The sequence below is a fragment of the Sphingomonas sp. RS2018 genome (genome assembly GCF_054489605.1).
The window spans coordinates 321257-343467 of record NZ_JBTMWL010000003.1 but is presented as its reverse complement, the minus strand read 5'-3'; the positions used below and the strand labels follow the sequence as shown (position 1 = coordinate 343467).

The 22211-nt window shown below is 68.1% G+C and carries 27 protein-coding genes and 1 tRNA gene; 10 read left to right on the top strand and 18 right to left on the bottom strand.

From position 1 onward, the window contains the following. Positions 1-162 precede the first annotated feature (162 nt). The 10 genes from ruvB to ACX40P_RS11045 form a co-directional block, all read right to left on the bottom strand. Positions 163-1182, bottom strand: a complete 1020-nt coding sequence (ruvB, locus tag ACX40P_RS11090) for a Holliday junction branch migration DNA helicase RuvB (protein ID WP_459126398.1) — start codon at positions 1180-1182, stop codon at positions 163-165. Next, the gene (locus ACX40P_RS11085) at positions 1179-1481 is read right to left on the bottom strand and encodes a type II toxin-antitoxin system RelE/ParE family toxin (protein WP_459126397.1); all 303 of its coding nucleotides are present in this window, start codon (positions 1479-1481) and stop codon (positions 1179-1181) included. The genes ruvB and ACX40P_RS11085 overlap by 4 nt, the downstream gene beginning before the upstream one ends. Next, positions 1474-1719: a ribbon-helix-helix domain-containing protein gene (locus tag ACX40P_RS11080; protein WP_459126396.1), complete on the bottom strand. Its 246-nt coding sequence runs from the start codon at positions 1717-1719 to the stop codon at positions 1474-1476. Before ACX40P_RS11080 ends, ACX40P_RS11085 begins: the two co-directional genes overlap by 8 nt. A 38-nt stretch (positions 1720-1757) precedes the next feature. Continuing rightward, on the bottom strand, positions 1758-2354 hold the full coding sequence (gene ruvA / locus ACX40P_RS11075) for a Holliday junction branch migration protein RuvA (protein WP_459126395.1): 597 nt from the start codon (positions 2352-2354) through the stop codon (positions 1758-1760). 43 nt (positions 2355-2397) lie between these two features. Beyond that, positions 2398-2883: a crossover junction endodeoxyribonuclease RuvC gene (ruvC, locus tag ACX40P_RS11070; RefSeq protein WP_459126654.1), complete on the bottom strand. Its 486-nt coding sequence runs from the start codon at positions 2881-2883 to the stop codon at positions 2398-2400. After that, positions 2880-3623 carry a YebC/PmpR family DNA-binding transcriptional regulator gene (locus ACX40P_RS11065; RefSeq protein ID WP_459126394.1) on the bottom strand — a complete coding sequence of 248 codons (744 nt, stop codon included), beginning with the start codon at positions 3621-3623 and terminating at the stop codon, positions 2880-2882. The genes ruvC and ACX40P_RS11065 overlap by 4 nt, the downstream gene beginning before the upstream one ends. A gap of 69 nt (positions 3624-3692) precedes the next feature. Then, entirely contained in the window at positions 3693-4232 is a 540-nt protein-coding gene (locus tag ACX40P_RS11060) for a DUF1003 domain-containing protein (protein WP_459126393.1), read from the bottom strand. Next, positions 4229-4468 (bottom strand): DUF2312 domain-containing protein, encoded by a 240-nt coding sequence (locus tag ACX40P_RS11055; protein ID WP_250749305.1) that lies wholly within the window; start codon positions 4466-4468, stop codon positions 4229-4231. The genes ACX40P_RS11060 and ACX40P_RS11055 overlap by 4 nt, the downstream gene beginning before the upstream one ends. 358 nt (positions 4469-4826) lie before the next feature. After that, a complete protein-coding gene (locus tag ACX40P_RS11050; protein ID WP_459126392.1) occupies positions 4827-6164 on the bottom strand; it encodes a metal-dependent hydrolase family protein in 1338 nt (445 codons plus the stop codon). A gap of 69 nt (positions 6165-6233) precedes the next feature. Then, entirely contained in the window at positions 6234-6605 is a 372-nt protein-coding gene (locus tag ACX40P_RS11045; protein ID WP_459126391.1) for a DUF1244 domain-containing protein, read from the bottom strand. A gap of 75 nt (positions 6606-6680) precedes the next feature. On the opposite strand from ACX40P_RS11045, the gene pyk reads away from it, so the two are divergent. Continuing rightward, positions 6681-8144: a pyruvate kinase gene (gene pyk / locus ACX40P_RS11040; protein ID WP_459126390.1), complete on the top strand. Its 1464-nt coding sequence runs from the start codon at positions 6681-6683 to the stop codon at positions 8142-8144. Between the two features lie 42 nt (positions 8145-8186). Then, a complete protein-coding gene (locus ACX40P_RS11035) occupies positions 8187-9704 on the top strand; it encodes an ABC1 kinase family protein (protein WP_459126389.1) in 1518 nt (505 codons plus the stop codon). On the opposite strand, the gene ACX40P_RS11030 is transcribed toward ACX40P_RS11035, so the two are convergent. Next, the gene (locus ACX40P_RS11030) at positions 9695-10315 is read right to left on the bottom strand and encodes an HAD-IA family hydrolase (RefSeq protein ID WP_459126388.1); all 621 of its coding nucleotides are present in this window, start codon (positions 10313-10315) and stop codon (positions 9695-9697) included. The two genes, ACX40P_RS11035 and ACX40P_RS11030, sit on opposite strands and share 10 nt — an antisense overlap. Before the next feature lie 5 nt (positions 10316-10320). Further along, complete coding sequence (gene ykgO / locus ACX40P_RS11025; RefSeq protein WP_055755695.1) at positions 10321-10446, bottom strand: type B 50S ribosomal protein L36; 126 nt, start codon at positions 10444-10446, stop codon at positions 10321-10323. Between the two features lie 130 nt (positions 10447-10576). Between ykgO and ACX40P_RS11020 the strand changes: the two genes are divergently transcribed. The 5 genes from ACX40P_RS11020 (at position 10577) to ACX40P_RS11000 (ending at position 14646) form a co-directional block, all read left to right on the top strand. Beyond that, positions 10577-11119 carry a hypothetical protein gene (locus tag ACX40P_RS11020; RefSeq protein ID WP_459126387.1) on the top strand — a complete coding sequence of 181 codons (543 nt, stop codon included), beginning with the start codon at positions 10577-10579 and terminating at the stop codon, positions 11117-11119. Beyond that, positions 11116-11712: a DUF4136 domain-containing protein gene (locus ACX40P_RS11015; protein ID WP_459126386.1), complete on the top strand. Its 597-nt coding sequence runs from the start codon at positions 11116-11118 to the stop codon at positions 11710-11712. Before ACX40P_RS11020 ends, ACX40P_RS11015 begins: the two co-directional genes overlap by 4 nt. Then, positions 11709-12830, top strand: a complete 1122-nt coding sequence (locus ACX40P_RS11010) for a M14 family metallopeptidase (RefSeq protein WP_459126385.1) — start codon at positions 11709-11711, stop codon at positions 12828-12830. The genes ACX40P_RS11015 and ACX40P_RS11010 overlap by 4 nt, the downstream gene beginning before the upstream one ends. Positions 12831-12909: 79 nt before the next feature. After that, positions 12910-13629 carry a 2,3-diphosphoglycerate-dependent phosphoglycerate mutase gene (gene gpmA / locus ACX40P_RS11005; protein WP_459126384.1) on the top strand — a complete coding sequence of 240 codons (720 nt, stop codon included), beginning with the start codon at positions 12910-12912 and terminating at the stop codon, positions 13627-13629. 183 nt (positions 13630-13812) lie between these two features. Beyond that, positions 13813-14646 carry a hypothetical protein gene (locus ACX40P_RS11000; RefSeq protein WP_459126383.1) on the top strand — a complete coding sequence of 278 codons (834 nt, stop codon included), beginning with the start codon at positions 13813-13815 and terminating at the stop codon, positions 14644-14646. Positions 14647-14650: 4 nt separating this feature from the next. On the opposite strand, the gene ACX40P_RS10995 is transcribed toward ACX40P_RS11000, so the two are convergent. Then, positions 14651-16348 (bottom strand): acyl-CoA dehydrogenase, encoded by a 1698-nt coding sequence (locus tag ACX40P_RS10995; RefSeq protein ID WP_459126382.1) that lies wholly within the window; start codon positions 16346-16348, stop codon positions 14651-14653. Between the two features lie 60 nt (positions 16349-16408). Between ACX40P_RS10995 and ACX40P_RS10990 the strand changes: the two genes are divergently transcribed. Continuing rightward, positions 16409-17365, top strand: a complete 957-nt coding sequence (locus ACX40P_RS10990; RefSeq protein ID WP_459126653.1) for an L-threonylcarbamoyladenylate synthase — start codon at positions 16409-16411, stop codon at positions 17363-17365. A 67-nt stretch (positions 17366-17432) separates the two neighbouring features. Here ACX40P_RS10990 and msrA read toward each other — a convergent pair whose 3' ends face one another. Continuing rightward, on the bottom strand, positions 17433-17966 hold the full coding sequence (gene msrA, locus ACX40P_RS10985; RefSeq protein ID WP_459126381.1) for a peptide-methionine (S)-S-oxide reductase MsrA: 534 nt from the start codon (positions 17964-17966) through the stop codon (positions 17433-17435). 91 nt (positions 17967-18057) lie between these two features. Here msrA and galE point away from each other — a divergent pair, with 91 nt between their 5' ends. Next, on the top strand, positions 18058-19032 hold the full coding sequence (galE, locus tag ACX40P_RS10980; RefSeq protein ID WP_459126380.1) for a UDP-glucose 4-epimerase GalE: 975 nt from the start codon (positions 18058-18060) through the stop codon (positions 19030-19032). Here galE and ACX40P_RS10975 read toward each other — a convergent pair. The 3 genes from ACX40P_RS10975 to folK all read right to left on the bottom strand — a co-directional run bounded on the left by ACX40P_RS10975 (position 18986) and on the right by folK (position 20278). Further along, positions 18986-19717, bottom strand: a complete 732-nt coding sequence (locus tag ACX40P_RS10975) for a phosphatase PAP2 family protein (protein WP_459126379.1) — start codon at positions 19715-19717, stop codon at positions 18986-18988. The two genes, galE and ACX40P_RS10975, sit on opposite strands and share 47 nt — an antisense overlap. Beyond that, positions 19717-19792 (bottom strand) — tRNA-Lys (locus ACX40P_RS10970). Before ACX40P_RS10970 ends, ACX40P_RS10975 begins: the two co-directional genes overlap by 1 nt. Beyond that, a complete protein-coding gene (gene folK, locus ACX40P_RS10965; protein WP_459126378.1) occupies positions 19793-20278 on the bottom strand; it encodes a 2-amino-4-hydroxy-6-hydroxymethyldihydropteridine diphosphokinase in 486 nt (161 codons plus the stop codon). It abuts the tRNA gene before it with no gap. A 164-nt stretch (positions 20279-20442) separates the two neighbouring features. Between folK and ACX40P_RS10960 the strand changes: the two genes are divergently transcribed. Then, the gene (locus ACX40P_RS10960; RefSeq protein ID WP_459126377.1) at positions 20443-21096 is read left to right on the top strand and encodes a uracil-DNA glycosylase; all 654 of its coding nucleotides are present in this window, start codon (positions 20443-20445) and stop codon (positions 21094-21096) included. Positions 21097-21340: 244 nt separating this feature from the next. Here the strand turns inward: ACX40P_RS10960 and aguB are convergent, their stop codons facing one another. Then, the gene (gene aguB, locus ACX40P_RS10955; protein ID WP_459126376.1) at positions 21341-22201 is read right to left on the bottom strand and encodes an N-carbamoylputrescine amidase; all 861 of its coding nucleotides are present in this window, start codon (positions 22199-22201) and stop codon (positions 21341-21343) included. Between the last annotated feature and the right edge of the window lie 10 nt (positions 22202-22211).

Genomic DNA, 22211 nt, shown 5'->3' with positions numbered 1-22211 from the left:
CAACGACTCGCCGCACGTAACCCCGTTCGTCCCCCTAATCGCACCGGTCGTCGGTTGCAGGCGTTGGCAGACGGCCGACGTCAACGACGGTGCGAGGATTCAACGAGGCTTCCTGGGCCATCGTTTTGCGTCATTCCTGCGCCTCCGCCGAACCACTGTTTTCTAGTCGAACAAGCCGTCCTGCGCCCCCGCCGGCGGATCGAGCCCGAGATGCTTCCATGCCAGCCCGTTGAGGCACCGCCCCCGCGCCGTCCGCGCGACCAGGCCGAGCTGGATCAGGAAGGGTTCGATCACCTCCTCGATCGTGTCGCGCGGCTCGGACAGGCCCGCCGCCAGCGTCTCCACGCCGACCGGCCCGCCGCGATAGATGTCGGCGATCATCGTCAGATAGCGGCGATCCATCGCGTCGAGGCCAAGCCCATCGACCTCCAGCCGGTTGAGCGCCCGATCGGCGGCGCGCGCATCGACGGTCGGCTCGCCCGCGACATTGGCGAAGTCGCGCACCCGCCGCAGCAGCCGTCCGGCGATCCGCGGCGTACCCCGGCTGCGCCGCGCGACCTCGCGCGCGCCATCCTCGGTGACGACGAGGCCGAGCAGCCCGGCGGCGCGGGTGACGACGCGCAGCAACTCGTCCTCGGTATAGAATTGCAGCCGCACCGGGATGCCGAACCGGTCCCGCAGCGGCGTCGTCAGCAACCCCTGCCGCGTCGTCGCCCCGACCAGCGTGAAGCGCGGCAGGTCGATCCGCACGCTGCGCGCCGACGGCCCCTCCCCGATCATCAGGTCGAGCGCGCGGTCCTCCATCGCCGGGTACAGCACTTCCTCGACCGCAGGATTGAGCCGGTGAATCTCGTCGATGAACAGCACGTCGCCGTCTTCGAGATTGGTGAGCAGCGCGGCGAGATCGCCCGACTTGGCGATGACCGGGCCGGATGTGGCGCGGAACCCCACCCCCATCTCCCGCGCGACGATCTGCGCCAGCGTCGTCTTGCCGAGCCCCGGCGGCCCGAAGAACAGCACATGGTCCAGCGCATCGCCGCGCGACCGGGCGGCATCGATGAACACCCGCAGATTCTCGCGCGCCGCCCGCTGCCCGACGAACTCGTCGAGCGACTTCGGCCGCAACGCGGCGTCGATATCCTCGGGCTTGCGCGCGGCGGTGAGGATGCGGTCGTCGGTCATTGGCTGCGATCGAAGATGGTGGTGATATCGCGCGCGTGATGCAGTACCCGGACGATCAGCAAATCGTCGCCTTCCACGCGATAGTAGATGCGATGCGATCGGTACAGAAAACTGCGCATTCCTTCCCCCAGATCGCGTTCGGCGACGCCGGCCATCGGCCGCGCCGCGAGCCTGTCAAATGCACCGATCAGCCCGTCCAGATAATCGCTTCCGACGCGGCTGCCGAACGTGGTCTTGCTGTAGGTTCCGATATCCCTGAGGTCCGTGCGCGCCGCCGGCGCGGTGCGCAGGTTAGTCACGCAGATCGGGATCCTCGGCGATTATCTCCGCGATGATGTCCCGCGGGTCCTGTTCGAGCACACCCGATGCCAGCCCCTCGTCGATCATCGCCTTCAGCCAGCGACGGTCCTCCGACTGCTGGTCCTGCCTGACGAGGTCGCGAAGATAGTCCGCCGCATCGGCATAGCGGCCCTGACCGATGCGCAGGTTCACCCATTCCTGCAATGCATCCGGCATCGAGATGGTAAGCTGGGTCATCCGTTGAAGATAATCCTCGTTCGCCAAAACACCAACCATCACTTTGCCGCCTTCCTGAGCGCCAGCCGCACCAGCGCGTCGAGGGTGGCGCCCGGACCCAGTTCCTCCTCTGCCGCCGCGACCGCGGACGCCGCCTCGGCGGGGCGGAAGCCGAGGTTGCCGAGCGCGGACAGTGCGTCGCCCGCGGCACTGCCGACCGGCGCCGCCACCACGCCCGCGACGCCAAGCGCGACCGTGCCGACCTTGTCCTTCAGTTCCCGCACGATGCGCTCGGCGAGCTTCGGCCCGACGCCGTTCGCGCGCGCCACCATCGCCTTGTCCTGCGCCGCGATCGCGCGGGACAGGTCGTCGGGCGCCAGCGCCGACTGGATGGCGAGCGCCACCCGCGCACCCACCCCCTGCACCCCCGTCAGCAAGCGGAACCAGTCGCGCTCCGCCGCGGTCGCGAAGCCGACGAGGCGGATGAAATCCTCCGCCACCAGCATCTCGGTGTGCAGCGTCACGCCCTCCCCCACCGGCCCCAGCGCATCGAGCGTGCGCGCCGAAGCGCCGACCAGGTAGCCGACGCCGCCGACGTCGATCACGGCATGATCGGCGGCGGTCGCGGTGAGGATGCCTTTGAGGTGGGCGATCATGCGCGGTACATAAACGGAACGCGCGCTACAGGGGAAGCCCCCATCACCGCATCAGCCGCGCACTCGCCAGATGATGGGCATGGCAGATCGCGACCGCCAGCGCATCGGCGGCATCCGGCCCGGCCAGCTTTACGCCCGGCAGCAGCACGCCCACCATCCCCTGAATCTGCCGCTTCTCGGCGCCGCCGGTACCCACCACCGCCTTCTTGACCGTGCTCGGATGATATTCGCCGATGACGAGGCCAGCGGTCGCCGCCGCCAGCAGGACCACGCCACGCGCCTGCCCGAGCTTCAGCGTGGACTGCGCGTTGCTGTTGCCCAGCACCTCCTCCGCCGCCGCGCCGTCGGGCCGTTCGGCGCGGATGACCTGCCCCAGTGCCTCGTACAGATTGCTCAGCCGCCGCGGCAGCGGCATCGACGGTTCGGTTCGGATCTGGCCGTTGGCGATATGGCGAAGCCGGTTGCCCTCGGCGAAGATGATGCCCCAGCCCGTCGTGCCCAGCCCGGGGTCGAGGCCAAGGATAATCAGCCCAGCTTCTCCATCACCGCATCGGACATCTCGTAATTGCCCCACACGGTCTGCACGTCGTCGTCGTCGTCCAGCGCGTCGAGCAGCTTGAACAGCGTGGCGGCATCGCCCTCGCCCACCTCGATCATCGTCTGCGGGCGCCAAGCGAGCTTCGCACCCTCGGCCTCGCCCAGCACGGGCTCCAGCGCCTTCATCACCTCGTGCAGCGCGCCCTGCTCGGTCCAGATCTCGTGACCGTCCTCGCTCGACGTCACGTCGTCGGCACCGGCCTCCAGCGCCGCCTCGAACACCTTCTCGGCATCGCCCGCGCTCGCCGGATAACTGATGAGCCCCATGCGATCGAAGCCGTGGCTGACGGAGCCGCTGGCGCCCAGGTTGCCGCCGTTTTTCGACACGGCGGTGCGCACGTTGGTCGCGGTGCGGTTGCGATTGTCGGTCAGCGCCTCGATGATGAGGCTGACGCCCGCCGGACCGAAGCCCTCGTAACGGATTTCCTCGTAATTCTCGGTATCGCCCTTCGACGCCTTGTCGATCGCGCGCTGGATGTTGTCCTTGGGCATCGACTGCGCCTTGGCGGCGTTCACCGCGGCGCGCAGGCGCGGGTTCATGTCGGGATCGGGCAGGCCCATCTTGGCCGCGACGGTAATTTCGCGGCTGAGCTTGCTGAACATGCCCGAGCGCTTCTTATCCTGCGCGCCCTTGCGGTGCATGATGTTCTTGAACTTTGAATGGCCTGCCATCGGAAACCCCGTAAAGTGGTACTTTACGGGGACCCCAACAGGGGTGCGACCCGCAAGTGAATATGCGCTCTACCCGCGCTTCGCCAATGCGTCGAGCTTCGCCTCCAGCCGTTCCAGCCGCTCGATCACATGGCCGTCCAGCTTGTGGTGCAGCCGCAGGATGTCGAGCTCGGCACGCAGGTTCGTCTCGTAGTCCAGGCTCGCGGCGACGCGGTCCTTCGCCGACTGGCGGTTCTGGCTCATCATGATGACCGGCGCCTGCACCGCGGCGAGCGTCGAGAGCATCAGGTTGAGGAAGATGTAGGGGTATGGATCGAACGCCATCCCGAAATGCGCCAGCACGTCGGTGTTGAGCAGCATCCAGCCGAACAGCACCACCGCGAACGCGATGATGAAGCCCCACGATCCCCCGACCGCCGCGACGCGGTCGGCCAGCCGGTCGCCGAAGCTCGATCGCTCGTCCGACACGTCCGACGCATCACGCGCGACGATCGTGCCGGCGGCGATGCCGGCCAGCACGCGGCGTTCCTCGTCATCCAGCGCGGCCTCGGGCTTGCCGAGCAGCCGCGCCGCGACCTCCGCCGGGGAATGCCGTGGCGTGTCGGTCATGCCATGCCGAGCGCCTGGCGATAGGTTTCGAGCAGCGCGTCCTGCTCGTCGAGCTGATGCTTCTCCATCTTCCGCAGGCGGATGATGGCGCGCATGATCTTGGGGTCGAAACCGGTGCCCTTGGCCTCGGCATAGACGTCCTTGATGTCGTCGCCGATGCCGCGCTTCTCTTCTTCCAGCCGCTCGATACGCTCGATCAGGAGACGCAGCTGTTCGGCCGATACGTTGTCGGTCATGGATACCCTTTCTGAAACAGGGGGCGCGTGTAGGCGAAGCCGGGGCGCAGGTTCAAGCGCGTCGATTTTCTTCCGTTCGTGCTGAGCGAGGTCGAAGCACGGTTTTGCTGGGCAGGTCCTCGGTCAGGGGTGACGGGCATGGTTTGCATCACGAACCCGCCGCCGCTGTCCTACACGCCAGCCGATCGCTACCCCGAAATTCATGCCCACATCGCTCAACCGACCTGTCGAGCAACAGGCCATTTGAAGCTCAACCGATCGGTTGAGCTTCAAGCCCGCTTCACGAGAGGAAACGCACGTGTTTTCGTCTCGACATTCACGCTCAACACGATGGTTGAATATCGATGCCGACCCCGCGCTAGTCCCGCCCCGCGCCCTTCATGACGCGACCACCGCGCATCACGAAATCGACGCGCTCCAGCCGCCGGACGTCGTCCAGAGGCGAGCCGGTCACCGCGATGATGTCGGCCGCCTTGCCCACTTCCAGCGTGCCGATGCGGTTCGACTGGCCGAGCAGGTCGGCGGCGGCGACGGTGGCGGTGCGGATCGCCTGCGCGGGGGTCATGCCGATCTTGTCGACGAGCAGCGCGAATTCCTCCGCATTGCGGCCGTGCGCGGATACGCCGGTGTCGGTGCCGAACGCGAACTTCACCCCGGCCCGAAACGCGCGGCGGTGACTGTCGACCATCGCTGCAGCCGCTGCCTCCGCTTTCGGAATGGTCGCGGGCGGCAGCGCCCCGGCGCGGGCCTGGGCGAGCGCCGCGACGGGCGCGATCTCGGTCGGGACCAGATAGGCGCCGGTCCGCTTGAACAACGCGATCGCGTCGTCGTCCAGGAAACTGCCATGCTCGATCGAATCGACCCCGGCGGCCAGCGCGCCCTTGGTTCCATCGGCAGCGTGGCTGTGCGCCGCGACCTTGCGGCCGAGATTGTGCGCGGTATCGACGATCGCCTTCATCTCCTCGGCGGTGAAGGCGCGGCCGAGCCCGCCCGACACGTTCGACAACACGCCGCCCGTCGCCATGAACTTGATGACGAGCGCACCCAGCCCGACCTGCCGACGCACCGCGCGGGTGCAGTCGGCGGGGCCGTCGCAGGTGTTGTCCACCGTCGCGGCGACGGCGTGCGCGAAGGGTTCGGCGAGGCCGTTCAGCGGGTCACCATGCCCACCGGTCACCGAAATGCCCGCGCCCGCATTCACGATGGTCGGGCCATCGACATCACCCCGCTCGATCGCATCGCGCAACGGCCGGATACCGCGCGGATCGGCACCGAGATCGCGAACGGTGGTGAACCCCGCCATCAGCGTCGCGCGCGCATTGCCGACGCCGTAGAGCACGTCGTCGGCCGGCTCCGTGTTGAGCGCGGTCAGCCGCGAACGCATCGGATCGCCGCCGATGCCGAGCAGATGGACATGCATGTCGATCAGCCCCGGCAGCACGAACCGGTCCTTGAGATCGACCACCGCGGCCCCGTCCGTCGGCACCGCATAGCCGTCGCGCACTTCGGCGATCCGCCCGTCGCGTACGATGATCGTCGATGGGCCGCGCGGTGCCTCGCCCGGCACCGCCAACAGGCGGCCGGCGTGGATGTAGGTGATCTTCGGCGCGGCGGCGGCGGGGGCAGCCGCCGGCGTCTGCGCGGCGGCAGGCGCCCCGGCGACCAGCGCCAGAGCCAGTGCGATCGAACGGTACATCGGCGTCCCCCCTTGCCTCTTTTCTATTGCCGGCAAGGCTGGCGCATCCGCGCCCGATCCACAAGCGGCTCAACCGGCCGGGATGGTCTGCGACGGCGGATCGCTCGCCGGGAAGCTTTCGTCCAGCGCTTCGTCCAGCTCGGCCTCGACATGGTTGCGCTTCACGCTCCCGTCCATCCGCGCCAGCTGCTCGGGCGAGGCGGGCAGCTGGTGCTTCGCCTTCCAGACGTCATAGGGCTCGCCATAGATCGCCTCGCGCGCCGCATTCTTGTCGATGCCTGCCGCTTCGCCGATCCAGTCCGACAGACAGTTTCGGCAGAATCCGGCCAGCCCCATCAGGTCGACGTTCTGCGCGTCGCTGCGGTGGCGCAGGTGGCGGACGAGCCGGCGGAAGGCGGCAGCAGCGGCGGCATCGTCGATCGTATCGAGGGGGTCGGACATCTATGCATTCCTATTCATTGAACGCGACCCTGATTAGCGGCTAGGAGCTGTCGGACAAGTTCGAGAAGGACCAGCATGACCGTCACGATCCGCCCCCGCACCCGCAAGGTTCGCGTGCTCGCGACGCTGGGTCCAGCCAGCAGCACGCCCGAAATGATCGCGAAGCTGTTCGCCGCCGGCGCCGACGCCTTCCGCGTCAACATGAGCCATGGCGACCAGGCATCGAAGGTGCCGGTGATCCAGGCGATCCGCCAGCTCGAACAGACGCTGGGGCGGCCCTCGACGATCCTCGCCGACCTGCAGGGACCGAAGCTGCGCGTGGGCGCCTTCGCCGAGGGCCGCGTGATGCTGGAGACGGGTAGCGAATTCGTGCTCGACCGCGACGAGACGCCCGGCGACGCCCGCCGCGTCCGCCTGCCGCACAAGGAGATCTTCGCCGCGATCGAACCGGGCGCCCGCCTGTTGCTCGACGACGGCAAGCTGGTGCTGCACGTGATCGAACATGACGCCGACCGCATCGTCACCCGCGTCACGGTGGGCGGCGCGCTCAGCAATTCCAAGGGCTTGAACGTCCCCGATGTCGTCCTGCCGCTCGCCGCGCTGACCCCCAAGGACATCAGCGACATGGCCTTCGCGCTGGAACAGGGCGTCGACTGGGTGGCGATGAGCTTCGTCCAGCGCCCCGAGGATCTGGCCGAGGGCCGTAAGCTCATCCAGGGCCGCGCCGCGCTGCTGGCCAAGATCGAGAAGCCAAGTGCAGTCGCGCGGCTGGAGGAAATCATCGAGGGCTGCGACGGCGTCATGGTCGCCCGCGGCGATCTCGGCGTCGAGCTGCCGCCCGAAGCCGTGCCGCCGCTCCAGAAGCGCATCGTCGAGACCGCACGGCGACTGGGCCGCCCGGTGGTGGTCGCGACGCAGATGCTCGAATCGATGATAACTTCGCCCTCCCCGACCCGCGCCGAGGTGTCGGACGTCGCGACCGCAGTCTACGACGGCGCGGACGCGATCATGCTGTCGGCCGAGAGTGCGGCAGGTGCCTGGCCGATCGAATCGGTGACGATGATGGATTCGATCGCGAACTCGGTCGAACGCGATCCCGGCCACGGCGACCGCGTCCACTTCACCGTGACGAAGCCTGACCCCACCACCGCCGACGCGCTGGCCGAGGCCGCGAAATCGATCGCCCGGACGGTTTCGGCGAAGGCCATTATCTGCTTCACCTCGTCGGGCTCCACCGCACGGCGCATCGCCCGCGAGCGGCCGTCGGTGCCGATCCTGGTGCTGACCCCCGAAAAGGCCACCGCCCGACGGCTCGGACTGTTGTGGGGCGTCCACGCGGTCAACACCCGCGACGTCGATTCGTTCGAGGAAATGGTGGCGAAGGCCAAGCGCATGGCGCTCCGCCACAACATCGCCGCGGCCGGCGACAGCGTCATCATCTGCGCCGGCGTGCCCTTCAAGACGCCGGGCAGCACGAACGTTCTCCACGTCGTCCGCATCGTCGGTGACGAGCTGAAGGGCTATGACACGGAGGGGTAAGGTCGCGGTTGTGCCGGCCTTGATCGGCCCCACATCGAAGCGATGATGAAGACGTTGATCGTCGCCGCGCGGGATCGCGCACGGCTGGCCGAGATCACGGCGGTCGCGTCGCGGTTCGGTTTGCAGTCGCTCGCGGGCGCGATCGGCATGACTCGGGATGACCCCCTCGATACCGGAAGCGACAGCCTGCCGCGGCGGACGCGGATGGCGCTGGAGGCGCTGGGGCCGACCTTCGTGAAGCTTGGGCAGATCCTCGCCACACGCGGTGACCTGCTGTCGGCCGACTGGATCGCGGAGCTGGAACGCCTGCACAGCCAGGCGCCAACGCTGCCGTTCGAAGCTTTGCGCGCGGATGTCGAGGCTGCGCTGGGGGAACCGCCCGAGACCGCCTTCGCCCGTTTCGATCCCGAGCCGTTGGCGGCCGCATCGATGGCGCAGGTCCACCGCGCATCGCGGCACGACGGGCGTGCCCTCGTGCTGAAGATTCGGCGTCCGGGCATACGTGCGCGCATGGAAGCCGACCTGCGCATCATCACCCACCTTGCCGGAATCGCCGAGGCCGCAAACGCCGAGGCGCGCCGGTTCCAGCCGGTGGCGATGGCGCGCCAGTTGGCCGCGGCGATGCTGGAGGAACTCGACTTCACCGCAGAGGCGCGCAACGCCGATCGGATGCGTGAGGATTTTGCCGGCGACGATTGCGTCGTCGTGCCGGACATCGACTGGGAACACACATCAGAAGCGCTGCTCGTCATGGACTATATCGCCGGCACGCCCCCGCGCGATGCAGCGACACTGGTCGCGGCCGGCCTCGACCCCCACGCCATCGCGACGCTGGGCGTGGATACCGTACTCGACATGGTCTTCGTCAACGGCCGCTTCCACGCCGATCCGCATCCGGGCAACCTGCTCTGCCTGCCCGGCAACCGCATCGCGTTGCTCGATCTCGGCACGATCGGCCATGTCTCCCCGCGACGAAGGCGCGAATTCCTGGCGTTCACGCAGGCGCTGGCGAGCGGCGATGCCGATGCGCTCGCCGATGTGCTGGGCGCATGGTCGGCCGGAACCAATGCCCCGCGCGAGGCGGTCGTGCGGGCGGCCGAGCGGCTGACGCAGCAGCACGGCGGCGGTCGGATGGTGCTGCGCGCGATCATCGCCGACTCGCTTGCCGTCGTGCGGGAAGAGGGGCTGGCGATGCCGCCCGATCTGCTGCTCATCTTCCGCGCGCTGGTCACGATCGACGGCGTACTGACGGGGATACAGCCGGATTTCGACCTGTCGGCGGCGATCCGCCGGGCGTCGCTGCGACTGGTTCGCGCTCGGCTGGCGCCCGAGGCGTGGTCGGCGGCGGGCGGCGCACTCGCCGCCGAGCTTTTCCGGCTCGGCGATGACGCGCCCCGACTGGTGCGGGCGCTGGTCAGGAAGGTGGAGGACGATGGTGCCGGACAGATGGCCCGATCGGGCGATCTCGTCGCGGCGATCCGGTCCGCCGGGCAGACGCTGGCCTGTGCGGTGATCGGCGGCGCGGTCGTCATCGCCGCCGCCGTCTGGCTTCACCCCTGAGGCAACAGGCCGAGCGACACCAGGTCCGCGCGGAACGCCGGCTCACCGTCGAACAGGACGGCGTGAATACCAAGAGCCGCCGCCGCCGCGACGTTGGCGGCGTTGTCGTCGACGAACACCGCCTGGTGCGGCTCCAGCCCGAAGCGCTTCAACGCCAGCCGATAGATCGCGGGATCGGGCTTCACCAGTTTCTCGTCGCCCGATACGACGATGTCGCGGAAGCGGTCGAACAGATTCGCGTCGCGGGTGCGCAATTCGGGAAAGAACTCGCCCGAGAAATTGGTGATCGCGAACAGCGGCACGCCCGCCGCATCCAGCTCCGCGACCAGATCGTGCATCCCCGGCACCGGATCGCCGATCGATTCGAGGAAGCGCGGGCCCCAGTGGCCGATCAGCTCGGCGTGCTGCGGAAACCGTGCGACCAACTCCTCCGACGTCTCCGCGAACGGACGGCCGGCGTCGTGCTGAAAATGCCATTCGACGGTGACGACGTCGCGCAGGAACGCGGAAAGCGCCTCATCGTCGGGGATGAGGCGCTGGTAGAGGAACCGCGGGTCCCAGTCGTAGAGAACCTTGCCGACGTCGAAGATGACGGCGGTAGGGCCGGCCATATGGCTCAGCCCTGGCGCGCCTTGAAGCGGCGGTTCGTCTTGTTGATGACGTAGATGCGGCCACGGCGACGGATCACGCGGTTGTCCCGGTGGCGATCCTTCAGCGACTTCAGCGAATTGACGATCTTCATGGCGTTGTGCCGCTTCTTTGAATTGGGTTTCGGAAAAGAGGCGCCCGCCTATAAGCGAGGTTGTGCCAAGTCAAGGACGAACGGGGTCGCAGCCCGCGGCCGCGGCGCTCCTTCGCTGGAGACCGAAGCCATGCCCATCGCGCTCGTCCTAGCTGCCCTCCTCACCCCCGGCCAGAGCGAACCGGCCCCCGCCATCGCTCGCGGCACGATCGCCGTGGAGCGCCCGGCCGCGGTGAACCGTCGCCCCGCCCCTACCGCCATCTACGCCGACGGCATCGAATCGGCGCTGATCGACGCAGGTTTCGTCGCGATCCCCGATGTCGACCATGCCCGCTACGTCGCCCGCTACGACCTCAAGCGCACGGCACAGGGGGCAGCGCTGGCCCCCGGCAAGGCGCCGGGCGTCGTCGGCGGCGCCGCCATGCTCGGTACCGGCGCGCATGTCGCGGTCGGCCTCGGCTCGTCGACCAGCGTACGCTCGATGGTCGCCACCGAACTGACGCTGACGATCACCCGGCGCGGCGAGAGCACGCCGGCATGGGAGGGGCGTGCCGTGACCCACGTCGTTTCCGGCACCGCCGCCGATGCACCGGACGCGATATCGCGCAAATTGACCGGTGCGTTGATACGAAATTTGAACCAACCCTCCGGTTTGATGATAAGCATTCCATGATGCGATACCTGATCCTCCTCCCCGTCGCCGCGCTTGCGGCCTGTACCTCCGGCGTCCAGCGCGCGCCCACCGACGTCGTCCGCTATCACGGCGGCGCGGTGCAGCCCGGCTCGATCGCGGTCGAACCCGCGCCGATGACGGGCGCCGCGACCAGCCTGGAATATCAGGTCTATGCCGACGCGGTCGCCGCGGAACTGGCGAAGATCGGCTACACGCCGACAACGGGGACAAGCACGCAATATGTCGCGACCCTCTCCTATCAACGCACGCTGCGCGGTCAGGTGCGCACGCCGCCGAAGTTCTCGATCGGCATCGGCGGCGGCGGCTTTTCCGGCGGTCGCGGTGGTGGCGGAGTCGGCCTTGGCGGCGGCCTGAGCACCGGGTTCGGCAGCAAGACCCGCGACGTGCTGGGCAACGAACTGTCGGTGCAGATCCGTCGCCGCAGCGACAACCAGACGGTCTGGGAAGGCCGCGCGCAGAACGAGGGGCTGTCCGATCCGAAGGAGCCGGGTTCCGCCCCTGCGACGCGGCTGGCCGCGGCGCTGTTCAAGGACTTCCCCGGCGAATCGGGCATCACCGCGAGCGTCAAATGAGCATCTCGATCAATGCCGCCTTCGACAGCGGCGCGATCCGCCTCGTCGGCATAGACGGCGATGTCGTGTCGCTGGAAATCCCGGCCGACAAGGATTCGGATTTCTACCAGTGGTTCCACTTCCGCGTCGCGGGTGCGGCCGGACGCACGCTGACGTTCCGCATCGTCAATTGCGCGCAGTCCGCGTTCCCGGGCGGCTGGCCGGGGTATCGCACGCGCGTATCGACCGATCGTGAGATCTGGGTGATGGCGCCCGACACGCGCTACACGGACGGCGTGCTGGAATGGACGCACCGGTTCGACAGCGACCTGGCGTGGTTCGCCTATTTCCAGCCCTACACGCTCGACCGCCACGACGCCGCGATCGCGAAGGCCGCGCTGGCCGAGGGCGTCACGCACCGCGAACTCGGCCGTACGCTGGATGGCCGCGCGATCGACTGCCTGAGCGTCGGCACCGGCGCGAAGCAGGTCTGGCTCTACGGTCGCCAGCATCCCGGCGAGCCGATGGCGGAATGGTGGATGGAGGGCGCGATCGACCTGCTGACCGACGCCGCCAACCCGACCGCCCGAGCTTTGCGCAATAAGGCGACGATCCACCTCGTGCCCAACTTGAACCCCGACGGCTCGTATCGCGGCCACCTGCGCACCAATGCAGCCGGCGTGAACCTCAACCGCGAGTGGCACAGCCCGACCGCGGAGCGCAGCCCGGAAGTGCTGTGCGTTCTTGCGGCGATGGACGCGACCGGCGTCGATGTCGCCATGGACGTCCATGGCGACGAGGCGATCCCCGCGAACTTCCTCGCGGGGTTCGAGGGCATTCCGTCCTGGACCGACGCGCTCGGCGAGAAATTCTACGAATTCGGCCGCCGGCTCGCCGCGCATACCCCCGATTTCCAGGTCGAGAAGGGCTATCAGAAGGCCGCGCCGGGTCGTGCGAACCTCAGCATGTCGACCAACCAGCTCGCCGAACGCTTCGGCGCGGTGGCGATGACGCTGGAGATGCCGTTCAAGGATCACGATCCCAATCCCGACGCCGTCCACGGCTGGGACGGCAAGCGGTCGAAGGCGCTGGCGGTCGCGTGTCTCGAAACGCTGGCCGGGATGATCGACGAAATCTGACGTCCGGTCGGGGTGCGGGTGAGTTGCGCAACCCCACGCCGCCTCTCTATCAGCCGCCCCACGTCATTCAGGAGCGCCCATGCCCACCCTCGTCCTCATCCGCCACGGCCAGTCGTCGTGGAACCTCGAGAACCGCTTCACCGGCTGGTGGGACGTCGACCTGACCGATCAGGGCGTGGCCGAGGCGAAGGCGGCGGGCGAGGCGATGCGGGATGCCGGCCTCGACTTCGACCTGACCTTCACCAGCTTCCAGACCCGCGCGATCAAGACGCTGAACCTCGCGCTGGAGGCGATGGGCCGGCTGTGGCTGCCGACCGAGAAGTCGTGGAAGCTCAACGAGCGTCACTATGGCGGGCTGACCGGACTCGACAAGGCGGAGACGGCGGCGCTGCACGGCGACGATCAGGTCAAGATCTGGCGCCGCAGCTTCGACATCCCCCCGCCCCTGCCGGCCGAGGGCAGCGCCTACGACCTGTCGAAGGAGATACGCTACAAGGGCATCCCGATCCCGCAAACCGAAAGCCTGAAGGACACGATCGCGCGCGTGCTGCCCTATTGGGAGGAGCGCATCGCCCCCGAGCTGCGCGCCGGCAAGCGCGTGCTGGTCGCCGCCCATGGCAACTCGCTACGCGCGCTGGAAAAGCATCTGTCGGGCATATCGGACGCCGACATCGCCGGACTGGAGATCCCGACCGGCCAGCCGATCGTCTACGAGCTGAACGCGGACCTGAAGCCGCTGGAGCGCTATTATTTGAGCGAGCGCAGCGAGGCGCACGGCGGAGAAGAAGGGCGAGGGTAGCGCAACGGCGCAAGTCGGGTGCCGTACAGGCGGAACTTGCCAAGAAGGGCGGCAAGGTTGCTCGAAACTAGAGGTTTTTGAACGTCTACTCCGTTACGGATAGAACGACTTGCGCTGATGCCGCAACGATATAGTCTTCCAGCGAACACTTGGGGGCAAGTGTGACTGTCGGGGGACGGAATCATGCGCAAGTTTGCTTTATTGGCTACGCCTGTGTTGGCGATTATGCTCAGCGCTCCGGCGGCTGCTTTTGAGGACGATATAAAGGCCAGGATAAAGGCGGCGGAAGCCGAACTGGCGGACCTGAAGAGGCTGGATGCGCTCAATTCCGAAATCGCTGTACTGAAGCAGAAGACCGCTTCCGGCACACCGACACCGACGCCGACACCCCCGGCCGTCGTGGCCAAGCCACTAGCAGGCGCATCGACCACCGATGTCGCGGATGCCGCGCAAGCCGGGGCCAAGGCGGGCACGCAACAGGCACTGGCGGACCTCGACGCTCCGACCCAGAAATTCGGCGGCATCGACTTTGGCATCGGCTTCGCCTTCACCTACGATCTTGGCAATAAGGACCGCATCAAGAAGGCTATCCTCGACAGCGATCGCGTTGTCAGAGTGACCGAACAGGAGAATCTTCGCGCACGCATCGTGCTGGAATCTCACTATTTCTTCACGCCCGAGGGCGACCTGATCTTCGGGCTGAATAACGGCAAGACGGAAAAGCAATGGGGCTTTGGCCCATTCATTGCGCTGCAACCCGGCACCGACAACGTCATCGATGCGATTGGCGGCGGCCTGATGCTCGGACTGAAGCGCAAGCATACCGGTCTGGAGAAGGCTACGGCGACGTCGAACGACAGTTTCAACATCGGCATCGGAGTGATGTACGACCTCAACGCACAGGTATTGGGCGAGGGGATTGCGCGTAACGCGAAGCTTCCGGCAGCCGACACCGACATCCGCTACCTGAAGACATCACAAAGCGGCCTGATGATAATGTCCTCCTACTCGTTCTAACGCCTCACGCCGCCAGCACATCCGCTTCCACCGCGTACAACACCTCCGCACTCGCGCTCGCCGCCGCCTTCAGGCCCAGCGCCTCGGGCACGACCTGCTCGACGTAGAAACGGCACGCCGTCGCCTTCAGCTTCAGGAACGGCGTGTCGCCGGCGGCGGCGATGCGGCCCATGCGTTCCATCTGCCAGCCGCACACCGCGACCGACAGCATCGTCAGGAAGGGATAGCTCGCCGCCAGCCGGTCGTCGGGCGCGGACTGCGCCAGCGTCGCGCCGATCCCCTCGCAGGCGTCGATCAATGCGCGGAGCTCGGCATGCTCCGCCTCCGCGCGCATGTCGGCGATCAGGCGGGCGAACACCGCGCCGCCCTCCAACCCCAGCTTGCGCCCGACCAGATCGGCCGCCTGGATGCCGTTGGTGCCCTCGTAGATCGGGGTGATGCGCGCATCGCGGAAATGCTGGGCGGCGCCGGTCTCCTCGATATAGCCCATGCCGCCGTGCACCTGGATGCCGAGCGAGGCGACCTCGTTGCCGAGATCGGTGCCGTGCGCCTTGGCGAGCGGGGTGAGCAGGTCGAGCATCGCCTTCGCCCCCGCGTCGCCCGCACCGTCGCGATCGACCTGCCCGCAGGCGAGATAGACCAGCGCGCGTGCGGCCATCGTCTGCGCCTTCATGCGCAGCAGCATGCGGCGGACATCGGGATGCTCGACGATCGCGACCGACCCGGCACCGGGCGCGGTGGCACGCGGGCTCTGCACCCGGTCGCGGGCGTAGCGGATCGCGCGCTGCGTCGCCGCCTCGGCGACCTGCACGCCCTGCAGGCCGACGTTCAGCCGCGCATTGTTCATCATCGTGAACATCGCGCGAATGCCGCCGAATTCGGGACCGATCAGCTCGCCCACGCAGCCGCCATTGTCGCCGAACGACAGCACGCAGGTCGGCGAGGCATGCAGCCCCATCTTGTGCTCGATCGACACGACGCGCACGTCGTTCGGCTCGCCCGGATTGCCGTCCGCATCCAGCCGGTACTTGGGCACGAGGAACAGACTCAGCCCCTTCGTCCCCGCCGGCGCATCGGGCGTGCGCGCAAGGACGAGGTGGACGATGTTGTCGGCCATGTCGTGGTCGCCGAACGAGATGAAGATCTTCGTACCCTGGATCGAAAACGTCCCGTCCCCACGCGGCGTCGCGCGACTGCGCAGCGCGCCGACATCGCTGCCGGCCTGCGATTCGGTCAGGTTCATCGTGCCGGTCCATTCGCCCGTCGACAGCTTGGGCAGGTAGAGCGCCTGCTGCTCGGGCGATCCGTGGTGCAGCAGCGCCTCGATCGCGCCGACCGTCAGCGTCGGCGCCAGCGCGAAGCCCATGTTCGCCGCGCCCAGCGTCTCCAGCACCGCCGCCGACAGGACGAAGGGCAGCCCCTGTCCGCCGAACGCCTCCGGGCTGCCGATCGTGCCCCAGCCGCCCGCGACATAAGCCTTGTACGCGGCGACGAAGCCCTGCGGCATCGTCACGCCCGTCTCGCTCCATGTCGGCCCGGCGGTGTCGCCGATCCGGTCGAGCGGCGCCCATTCGCCCGCCGCGAAGTCGCCGGCCCCCTCCAGCACCGCGTCGAGGATGTCGTCCTCCACCCCCAGTCCGGCGATGGCGGCGACGTGTTCGAGCACGAAGCGCTGCTCGGCGACGGGCGCGGTGAAGGTCATAGATGGTCCTCTCGCTTGTATCTCTGCGGGCGGGCCTATAGCCGCGCAAAAGTGAGCGCAATCGCGACCCTGACCTTACCCTACGGCACTGCGGCCATCGACGCGGCGGCGCGCGTGATCGCGGCCGGCGGGTGCGTCGCGGTGCCGACCGAGACGGTCTACGGCCTCGCCGCCGACGCGACCGATTCGGCGGCGGTGGCGGGCATCTATGCGGCGAAGGGCCGGCCGAGCTTCAATCCGCTGATCGTGCATGTCCCCGATCTCGCGGCGGCAGAGCGCATCGCGCTGTTCGACGACGCCGCCCGCGCGCTGGCGGCGCGGTTCTGGCCGGGGCCGCTGACGATCGTGCTGCCGGTGCGGGCGGGCGCGGTATCGCCGCTGGTGACGGCGGGGCTGGACACGGTCGCGATCCGCGTGCCGGCGCACCGCGCGATGCAAGCGCTGCTGGCGGCGTGCGGCAGGCCACTCGCGGCGCCCTCGGCCAACGCCAGCAACCGCATCAGCCCCACCCGCGCCGATCATGTGCTGGCGACGCTCGACGGGCGCATCGCGCTGGTGATCGACGACGGGCCGACGACCGCGGGGCTGGAGTCGACGATCGTGCGGGGGCGTGACGTGCTGCGGCTTGGGCCGATCACGAAAGACAACCTGTTCCCCGGCGAAGGCCGGGGTCCAGTAGCGAGCCCCTCCGTCACCGTGCCCCGGCCTTCGCCGGCGAACATCACCTCCCCCGGCCAACTCGCCTCACACTATTCGCCGACCAAGCCATTGCGCCTCGACGCTATCGCAGCACACGACAACGAATGGCTCATCGGCTTCGGCGCCATCCCCGGTGACGACACCCTGTCCGCCACCGGCGACCTCACCGAAGCCGCCGCCAACCTCTTCGCCGCCCTGCACCGCGCCGACGCCAGCCCGGCAGCGAGCATCGCCATCGCCCCGATCCCGCACGCCGGTATCGGCGCCGCGATCAACGACCGCCTCCGCCGCGCGGCGCACGGCACCCGTTCGCCCTGAGCGACGTCGAAGGGTCCGCGCACCAGGTGCTTCGACTTCGCTCAGCACGAACGTTGCTTTTTGCCGTCTAAGCCGCCGTCTTAGACCGTGCCGCGAAGCTCTTGCGCAGCTTCTGCAACTTGGGCGGGATCACCGCGAGGCAATAGGGATTCCGCTGCCCCTCGCCCGCCCAATATTCCTGATGATAGTCCTCCGCCGGATACCAGGTGTCGAGCGGCTCGATCGTAGTCACGATCGGCGCGGGCCAGGTGCCGGCGTTGCGCAGGATCGCCGCCTCCGCCGCCGCACGCTGGTCGGCGTCGAGCGGGAAGATGGCGGAGCGATATTGCGTGCCGACATCGTTGCCCTGCCGGTTCAGCTGCGTCGGATCGTGCGTCGCGAAAAAGATGTCGAGCATGTCGTCATAGCTGACCTGCGCCTCGTCGAAGCCGATGCGGATCGCCTCAGCATGGCCGGTGTCGCCGCCGCAGACCTGCTTGTAGGTCGGGTTCGGCAGGTGACCGCCGATATATCCGCTCTCGACGCTCGTCACGCCGATCACGTCCTTGAACACGGCTTCGGTGCACCAGAAACACCCGCCTGCGAAAATTGCCGTCGCCATCGGTCAGCCAACTCCTTGCTTACGTTTACCAGATAGGGTTTGGGACAGGCCGCAACAACGCTCGGGGGATGCGATAATGGACGGATCGGTGATGGTAACCGGGGGCGCCGGCTATATCGGTAGCCACGCCGTGCTCGCGCTACTGGACGCGGGCTACCGCGTCGTCGTGATCGACAACCTCGTCACCGGGTTCGACTGGGCGGTCGACGCCCGTGCCGCCTTCGTGCCGATGGCGGTGGAGGATCCGCAAGTCGCCGGCGTGATCTCCGCGCACGACGTCCGCGCGATCCTGCACTTCGCCGGGTCCGTCGTGGTGCCGGAATCGGTCAGCGACCCGCTCAAATACTATCGCAACAACACCGCCGCCTCGCGCACCCTGATCGAGACCGCGGTGGCGGGCGGCGTGCGCCACTTCATATTCTCCTCGACCGCCGCGACCTATGGCAGTCCCGAGAAGGTGCCGGTGGTCGAAACCGACCCGACCGTGCCGATCAACCCCTATGGCACGTCGAAGCTGATGACCGAGGCGATGCTGCGCGACGTCGCGGCGGCGCATCCGATCAACTTCGCGGCGCTCCGCTACTTCAACGTCGCCGGCGCCGACCCGCAGGGGCGCAGCGGCCAGTCGACCGCGGGTGCGACCCACCTCATCAAGGTCGCGGTCGAGGCGGCGCTGAGCAAGCGCGCCTCGGTCGGCGTCTTCGGCACCGATTTCGACACGCCCGACGGCACCGGCGTGCGCGATTACATCCACGTCAGCGATCTCGCCGCCGCGCATGTCCACGCGCTCGAATTGCTGATCGCCAAGCCCGGCGACAGCCACATTTTGAACGCCGGCTATGGCAAGGGCTTTTCGGTGCTCGAAGTGCTCGATGCGGTCGATCGCGTCACGAACATGACGATCGATCGGGTGATCGAGGGGCGTCGCGCGGGCGATCCGGCGCGACTGATCGCCGACAACAACGCGATCCTCGCCGCGCTGCCGTGGCGCCCGCAGCACGCGGACCTCGACGGGATCGTCAGCGACGCGCTGAACTGGGAACGAAAGCTGGCGGAACGCGGGTAGCGAAACCGGGCCGCACCCGCGCCGCCCCCAGCCACCACGCCCCGGCCCACAGCGTGCCGAAGCTCCACCCGGCCAGCACGTCGCTCGGCCAGTGGACACCCAGATACACCCGGCTCGTCCCGATCGCGCCGACCAGCAGGACCGCGCCGATCAGCACCGCATTGCGCGTCGCCCGACCGTGCAGGATCTGCGTCGCAAGCGCGGCGATGGTCAGATAGACGATAGCGCTGTTGGCGGCATGGCCGCTCGGGAAACTCAGCCCCGACACGTCGATCAGCCGCCCCGCGGCATCCGGGCGCGGGCGGCCGACGTACAGCTTCACCTGCGTCACCGCCCATGATCCGCTGATCGTCGCCGCCGCGACCAACGCCGCCGTCAGCCACAGCCGTCGTGTCGCCAGCAGGACGATCGCGGCGATCGTGACGAGCGTCAGCACGGTCGCGCCGCCCAGCGCGGTGATGTCGACCATCATCGGCCGCAGCCAAGACGGCCCGGTCGGGCTGGCCGGGTCGCCCGCCTGACGCATCTCCGCCATGATCGCCCGGTCGAAGCCGAGCGGCCCGTGTCCATCGACCAGCGGCCCGATAATCAGCAACAGGATGATCCCGACCGCGCCAAGCGCCGCCGCCCACAACAGGCCCGGCGGTCGCCGGACGCCGGGGGCATGCGCCTCCTCGTCGGGCATGGTGGGTCCGCCGGGGCTCGAACCCGGGACCTCTCGATTAAAAGTCGCTTGCTCTACCAACTGAGCTACGGACCCTCACCATGGAACAGCGCGGTTAGGCAGTGTGCGCCGGGCGGTCAACCGGGCACGCAACTGCCGAATCGTCAGTGCGGTCAGTGGATCGCGCCAGCCGGGCGCAAGTTCCACGAGCGGCCCAAGGACGAAGTCCCGGTCGCGAAACGCGACATGCGGCACGGTCAGCCCAGGCGATTGCCACGCCCCGCCCGACCACAGGATGATGTCGAGGTCGATCACCCGACTGCCCCATCGCCGCCCGCGTCGCCGTCCGAAGTCACGCTCGATCGCCTTCAGTCGCACGAGCAGCGCGGGCGGCGTCTCGTCGCTTTCGATCAGCACCGCGGCATTGGCATAGCGCCGCAGCGACGGTCCCAGCGGCGCACTGCCGACGATCGCCGACGCCCGCCCGCCCAGCAGCGCGATCGCCGCCGCCACCTCCGCCGCCGGCGCGCCATGCCGGCCCCGCCGGTTCGAACCGACGGCGATGAGGTAGGTTGCTGTCATCGAAGACATTCCACCGTGCTCCCGCGCAGGCGGGAGCCCAGAGTTACGGAGCGCAGCGCTAGCGGCCCTGGGCTCCCGCCTCCGCGGGAGCACGAACGTTGCTGCGATACGGGTCTATGCCACACCACATTTGCACCACCGCCGATCCGCCCTAAGCCGCGCCGATGCTCCCCATCGAACCGCCCCGCGACTGCCCGCTCTGCCCCCGCCTGGTCGCGCATCGCGATGCGTTGCGCAGCGAGCACCCGGACTGGTGGAACGCGCCGGTGCCCGCGTTCGGCGACCCCGACCCGTGGCTGGCGATCGTCGGGCTGGCGCCGGGCCGGATGGGCGCCAATCGCACGGGCCGGGTCTTCACCGGCGACGGATCGGGCGCGCTGCTGTTCGATACGCTCGCCGCGCACGGCCTTGCGAGCGGCGGCTACACCGGCGAGCCCGACGACGAGCTGCGCCTGCACGGCGTCCTGATCGTCAACGCCGTCCGCTGCCTGCCGCCCGCCAACAAGCCGACGCCGGAGGAAACGCGCACCTGCCGCCGCTTCCTCGATGGCCAGCTCGATTCGCTCCCGGGCCTGCGCGTCGTCGTCGCGCTGGGTCAGGTCGCGCACCAGTCGGCGGTCAAGGCGATCGGCGGCAAGCTGCCCAAATGCCGCTTCGCGCATCTGGCCGAACATCGCGTGCCCGACGGGCGTATCCTGATCGATAGCTATCACCCCTCGCGCTACAACCAGAACACCGGACGGCTGACGCCGGACATGTTCGACGCCGTGATCGTCCGCGCGCTGCAGCTCGGTTCGGCGCCCGCCGGGAACGCTTGAACGTCGATCACGTTGTCGTCTCCGGCAATTCGCAAGGGGAATGGCAATGCGCAGATCGCTCGCCCAATCGTCCGACATCCTGCTGGCGTCCATGCTCGGCATCACCACCGTCGTGTTGCAGACCTGGGCCTATCTGATCGGCTAGGTCGCCCCCCGTTCGTGCTGAGCGAAGTCGAAGCACCTTGCAGAGAAATGCCATTCGACTTCGCTCAGGGCGAACGGAAGTGGTTCGATTCCGATCCGCTCAGATATCCTCGACCAGCCGCCCGTAAAGCTCGGGACGACGGTCGCGGAAGAAGCCGAAGGCCGCGCGGTGGCGCTTGACGCGGTCGAGGTCGATCGTCGCGACGATCACGCCCTCCTGCTCCCGGTCCAGTTCGGCCAGAATGTCCCCGCGCTCGTCGGCGATGAAGCTGGTGCCGTAAAAGGTCTGGCCGTGCTCGACGCCGACGCGGTTGGCGGCGACGATCGGCACCACGTTCGACACCGCATGCCCCACCATCGCCCGCCGCCACAGCCGCGCGGTGTCGAGCGACGTGTCGTGCGGCTCGCTGCCGATCGCGGTCGGATAGAACAGCACCTCCGCCCCCATCAGCATCATCGCGCGTGCGGTTTCGGGATACCATTGGTCCCAGCAGATACCGACGCCCAACTTCGCGCGCCGCGCCTCCTCCGGCCCGTCCCACACCTTGAAGCCGGTGTTGCCGGGGCGGAAATAGAATTTCTCCTCGTACCCCGGTCCGTCGGGGATATGGCTCTTGCGATAGACGCCGGCCACCGCGCCGTCGGGCCCGATCATCGCCAGACTGTTGTAATGATGCGGCCCGTCCGCCTCGAAGAAGCTGGTCGGAATATGCACGCGCAATTCCGCGGCCAGCGCCTGCATCGCGCGCACCGCCTTGTGCTCGGCGGTGGGCTTCGCGTTGGCGAACAGCCCCTCGTCCTCGACCCGGCAGAAATACTCGCCCTCGAACAATTCGGGCGGCAGGATCACCTGCGCCCCCTGCGCCGCGGCTTCGCGCACAAGGCGCGTGACGTTGGCGATGTTCGCATCGATATCGGCGGAGAAGCCGAGTTGCAGCGCGGCGACGGTGATTTCGGTCATGACGCGCCAT

What these genes read in the sequence shown, in the direction of transcription:
- ACX40P_RS11035 (WP_459126389.1), top strand. Translation starts at nt 8,187, where the DNA reads ATGATGAAGACGTTGATCGTCGCCGCGCGGGATCGCGCACGGCTGGCC.
- ACX40P_RS11000 (WP_459126383.1), top strand. Translation starts at nt 13,813, where the DNA reads ATGCGCAAGTTTGCTTTATTGGCTACGCCTGTGTTGGCGATTATGCTC.
- ACX40P_RS11065 (WP_459126394.1), bottom strand. Translation starts at nt 3,623, where the DNA reads ATGGCAGGCCATTCAAAGTTCAAGAACATCATGCACCGCAAGGGCGCG.
- pyk (WP_459126390.1), top strand. Translation starts at nt 6,681, where the DNA reads ATGACCGTCACGATCCGCCCCCGCACCCGCAAGGTTCGCGTGCTCGCG.
- ACX40P_RS10995 (WP_459126382.1), bottom strand. Translation starts at nt 16,348, where the DNA reads ATGACCTTCACCGCGCCCGTCGCCGAGCAGCGCTTCGTGCTCGAACAC.
- ykgO (WP_055755695.1), bottom strand. Translation starts at nt 10,446, where the DNA reads ATGAAGATCGTCAATTCGCTGAAGTCGCTGAAGGATCGCCACCGGGAC.
- ACX40P_RS11060 (WP_459126393.1), bottom strand. Translation starts at nt 4,232, where the DNA reads ATGACCGACACGCCACGGCATTCCCCGGCGGAGGTCGCGGCGCGGCTG.
- ruvA (WP_459126395.1), bottom strand. Translation starts at nt 2,354, where the DNA reads ATGATCGCCCACCTCAAAGGCATCCTCACCGCGACCGCCGCCGATCAT.
- folK (WP_459126378.1), bottom strand. Translation starts at nt 20,278, where the DNA reads ATGACAGCAACCTACCTCATCGCCGTCGGTTCGAACCGGCGGGGCCGG.
- ACX40P_RS11020 (WP_459126387.1), top strand. Translation starts at nt 10,577, where the DNA reads ATGCCCATCGCGCTCGTCCTAGCTGCCCTCCTCACCCCCGGCCAGAGC.
- ruvB (WP_459126398.1), bottom strand. Translation starts at nt 1,182, where the DNA reads ATGACCGACGACCGCATCCTCACCGCCGCGCGCAAGCCCGAGGATATC.
- ACX40P_RS11055 (WP_250749305.1), bottom strand. Translation starts at nt 4,468, where the DNA reads ATGACCGACAACGTATCGGCCGAACAGCTGCGTCTCCTGATCGAGCGT.
- ACX40P_RS11030 (WP_459126388.1), bottom strand. Translation starts at nt 10,315, where the DNA reads ATGGCCGGCCCTACCGCCGTCATCTTCGACGTCGGCAAGGTTCTCTAC.
- aguB (WP_459126376.1), bottom strand. Translation starts at nt 22,201, where the DNA reads ATGACCGAAATCACCGTCGCCGCGCTGCAACTCGGCTTCTCCGCCGAT.
- ACX40P_RS10960 (WP_459126377.1), top strand. Translation starts at nt 20,443, where the DNA reads ATGCTCCCCATCGAACCGCCCCGCGACTGCCCGCTCTGCCCCCGCCTG.
- gpmA (WP_459126384.1), top strand. Translation starts at nt 12,910, where the DNA reads ATGCCCACCCTCGTCCTCATCCGCCACGGCCAGTCGTCGTGGAACCTC.
- ACX40P_RS10975 (WP_459126379.1), bottom strand. Translation starts at nt 19,717, where the DNA reads ATGCCCGACGAGGAGGCGCATGCCCCCGGCGTCCGGCGACCGCCGGGC.
- ACX40P_RS11080 (WP_459126396.1), bottom strand. Translation starts at nt 1,719, where the DNA reads ATGACCCAGCTTACCATCTCGATGCCGGATGCATTGCAGGAATGGGTG.
- galE (WP_459126380.1), top strand. Translation starts at nt 18,058, where the DNA reads ATGGTAACCGGGGGCGCCGGCTATATCGGTAGCCACGCCGTGCTCGCG.
- ACX40P_RS11050 (WP_459126392.1), bottom strand. Translation starts at nt 6,164, where the DNA reads ATGTACCGTTCGATCGCACTGGCTCTGGCGCTGGTCGCCGGGGCGCCT.
- ACX40P_RS11015 (WP_459126386.1), top strand. Translation starts at nt 11,116, where the DNA reads ATGATGCGATACCTGATCCTCCTCCCCGTCGCCGCGCTTGCGGCCTGT.
- ACX40P_RS11010 (WP_459126385.1), top strand. Translation starts at nt 11,709, where the DNA reads ATGAGCATCTCGATCAATGCCGCCTTCGACAGCGGCGCGATCCGCCTC.
- msrA (WP_459126381.1), bottom strand. Translation starts at nt 17,966, where the DNA reads ATGGCGACGGCAATTTTCGCAGGCGGGTGTTTCTGGTGCACCGAAGCC.
- ACX40P_RS11045 (WP_459126391.1), bottom strand. Translation starts at nt 6,605, where the DNA reads ATGTCCGACCCCCTCGATACGATCGACGATGCCGCCGCTGCTGCCGCC.